Below are 3,392 nucleotides of genomic sequence, written 5' to 3'. Positions count from 1 at the left end.
GCCTGCGCCCGCACGTCACCGCGCCCGGGGCCGTCGTCGCGCTGGCGCTGCCCCGCGAGGAGATGGTCCCCGGGCTCCTCGGCGTCCTCGCCGCCGGGGCCGCGTACCTCCCGCTCGACGTGGCGCACCCGGCGGAGCGCCTGGAGTTCATGCTCGGCGACGCGGCACCCGTGTGCCTCGTGACGACGACGGAGTACGCGGCGGAGCTGCCCGAAGTCCCGGGCGTGCCACGCCTGTTGCTGGACGAGCCCGCGACCGGCGAGCCCCCGGCGACCGCCGGGGCCCCCGCCCCCCGCCCCGACCAGGCCGCCTACACCATCTACACCTCCGGTTCCACCGGCCGCCCCAAGGGCGTCATCGGCACCCACCGGGGCCTGTCCAACCTCTACGCCGCCCACCTGCGCGACCTGATCACCCCCGCCGTGCGCACCACCGGCCGCGCGTCCCTGCGCGCCCTGCACGCCGCCTCGTTCAGCTTCGACGGCTCCTGGGAACCCCTGCTCTGGCTCCTCGCCGGGCACGAACTCCACGTCGTGGACGAGACGACGATGCGCGACCCCGAGGCGCTGCTCGCCCGCATCACGGACGCGCGCGTCGACTTCGCCGACCTCACCCCGACCTACCTGCGCGAACTCCTCCACCACGGCTTCCTCGCCGAGACCGGGACCGAGACCGGGACCGGCAGCGGACCCGGGCGCCGCGCGGAGACCGGCCCCGGGGACCGCGCGCGCCACGTCCCCGCCGTCCTCGCGGTCGGCGGCGAGGCGACACCCCCCGCCTTGTGGCAGCGCCTCACCGCCCTCCCGCACACCACCGTCCACGACCTGTACGGCCCCACCGAGTGCGCCGTCGACGCCTACGGCTGGCACCACACCCCCGAAGGCGCCTGGGCCGCCCCGCTCGACAACACGCGCGCCCACGTCCTGGACGAGGCCCTGCGCCCCACCCCCGTCGGCGTCCCCGGCGAGCTGTACCTCGCGGGCGAAGGGCTCGCGCGCGGCTACCTCGGCCGCCCCGCGCTCACCGCCGAACGCTTCGTCGCCGACCCCTACGGCCCGGCGGGCACGCGGATGTACCGCACGGGCGACCTCGTGCGCCGCTCCGCGGACGGCACGCTCGTCTTCCTCGGCCGCGCCGACGACCAGGTCAAGATCCGCGGCTTCCGCGTCGAACTCGGCGAGATCGAGGCCGCGTTGACGCGCCACCCCGATGTCTCGGCGGCAGCCGTGCTCGTCCGCGAGGAGCGGCTGGTGGCGTACGTCACCGGCACCGCGCCCGACCCGGCGACCCTGCGCGCCCACGTGGCGGCCACGCTCCCGGCCCCCATGGTCCCCGGTGCCTTCGTCGTGCTGACCGCCCTGCCCCGTACCGTCAACGGCAAGCTCGACACGGCGGCGCTGCCCGCCCCGCCGTCCCCGGCCACGAGCGGCGGCAGGCTGCCGCGCACCCCGCGCGAGGAACTGCTGTGCACGCTCTTCGCCGCCGTGCTCGACCACGCACACGTAAGCCCCGACGACGACTTCTTCGCCCTCGGCGGCCACTCCCTGACCGCGATGCGCCTCGTCGCCCGCGTCCGCTCCGCGCTCGGCACGGACCTCTCCCTGCGCACGGTCTTCGACGCCCCCACCCCCGCGCGCCTCGCCGCCCGCGTCGACGGGACGACGGGCCCCGCGCGCCCCGCCCTCGCCACCCCCCGCCCCGTCCCCGCGCGCCTCCCGCTCTCCTCCGCGCAGCAGAGCCTGTGGCTGCTCCAGCAGGTCGAGGAGACCAGCACCGCCTACCACATCCCCACCGCCTGGCGCCTGACGGGCGACCTTGACCGGGCCGCCTTCCAAGCCGCCCTCCAGGACGTCGTGACCCGCCACGCCCCGCTGCGCACGGTCTTCCCGGCCGTCGAAGGCGTCCCGTACCAGCGGGTCCTGACCCCCGACGAGGCGGCGGTCCCGCTCGCGGCGGTGCGGTACGAGGACCTGGCGGCCGAGGCGGCCCGGCCCTTCGACCTGTCCCGCGACCTCCCGCTGCGCGCCGCGCTCGCGCCCACCGGCCCCGGGGAGCACGTCCTGCTCCTGGTCCTCCACCACATCGCCACCGACGAGTGGTCGGACCGCCCCCTGCGCGCCGACCTCGCCACCGCCTACGCCGCCCGCACCGAGGGCCACGCCCCCGACTGGGCGCCGCTGCCCGCCCGTTACGCCGACTACACCCTGTGGCAGCGGGACCTCCTCGCCGAGACCGGCCCCGCGCTCCTCGACCACTGGACCCGCGCCCTCGCCGGGCTCCCCGAGGAGCTGAACCTCCCCACCGACCGGCCCCGCCCCGCCGAGTCGAGCGGACGCGGCGGCACCGTGGGCTTCACCCTCGCCCCGGACCTGGAGCGTGCCCTGCGCGCGCTCGCCCGCGAGCACGGCGTCAGCATGTTCATGGTCGCCCAGGCCGCCGTGGCGAGCCTCCTGCACCGGCTCGGCGCGGGCGAGGACATCCCGCTCGGCGCGCCCGTCTCGGGCCGCGCGGACGAAGCGCTCGAAGACCTCGTCGGCTTCTTCGTCAACTCCCTCGTGCTGCGCACGGACCTGTCCGGCGACCCGAGCTTCGCCGAACTCCTCGCCCGCGTCCGCGAGAGCGACCTCGCCGCCTACGCCCACCAGGACCTTCCCTTCGAACGCCTCGTGGAAGCCCTCCACCCCGCCCGCTCGCTCGCCAGGCACCCGCTCTTCCAGGTGATGGTCGTGCACCTCGCGGGCGACGGCACCGAGGCCCCGCTCCTGCCCGGGCTCGCCTCGCGGCGCGAGAGCGTCGGCCAGGACACCGCCAAGTTCGACCTCAGCTTCGACTTCGTCGAGCAGGGCGAGGGCGGCGGCATCCAGGGCTGGATCGAGTACAGCGCCGACCTCTTCGACGCGTCCACCGCCGCGCTCCTCGGCGAACGCCTCGTCTCCCTCCTGGAGCAGGCCGCCGCCGCGCCCCACCGCCCCCTCACGGCGCTCGACGTCCTGCGCGAGGACGAGCGCGCCCGCGTCCTCACCGAGTGGAACGCCACCGAGGCGGCGGCCCAGGACGCCCCGCTCCCCGAGGCGTTCCGGGCGCAGGCGGCCCGTACGCCCGGGGCGACCGCGCTCGTCTTCGAGGGCACCTCGCTCACGTACGCGGAACTCGACCGGCGCGTGGACGTCCTCGCCCGTACCCTCGCGGCGCACGGCGCGGGCGCGGAGACGACCGTCGCCGTCGCCGTCCCGCGCTCCCTCGCGCTCGTCGTGACCCTGCTCGCCGTGCACCGCGCGGGCGCCGCCTACCTGCCGCTCGACACCGGCTACCCGGCCGACCGCCTCGCGTACATGCTCGACGACGCGCGCCCCGCGTGCCTCGTCGCGACCGACGGCGTCGCCCTCCCCGCC

The 3,392-nt window shown here is 76.7% G+C and carries 1 protein-coding gene; it reads left to right on the top strand.

What is annotated here, in order from left to right; all coding sequences use genetic code 11:
- The coding region (locus G3I42_RS13725; RefSeq protein WP_164285787.1) for a non-ribosomal peptide synthetase at positions 1-3,392 on the top strand (3,392 nt) is incomplete at both ends.

Origin of the sequence: Streptomyces sp. SID11385, assembly GCF_010548245.1 — a bacterium.
Taxonomy (GTDB): Bacteria; Actinomycetota; Actinomycetes; order Streptomycetales; family Streptomycetaceae; genus Streptomyces.
The sequence above is the reverse complement of the archived record's forward strand: the minus strand, read 5'-3'. Positions and strand labels throughout refer to the sequence as shown.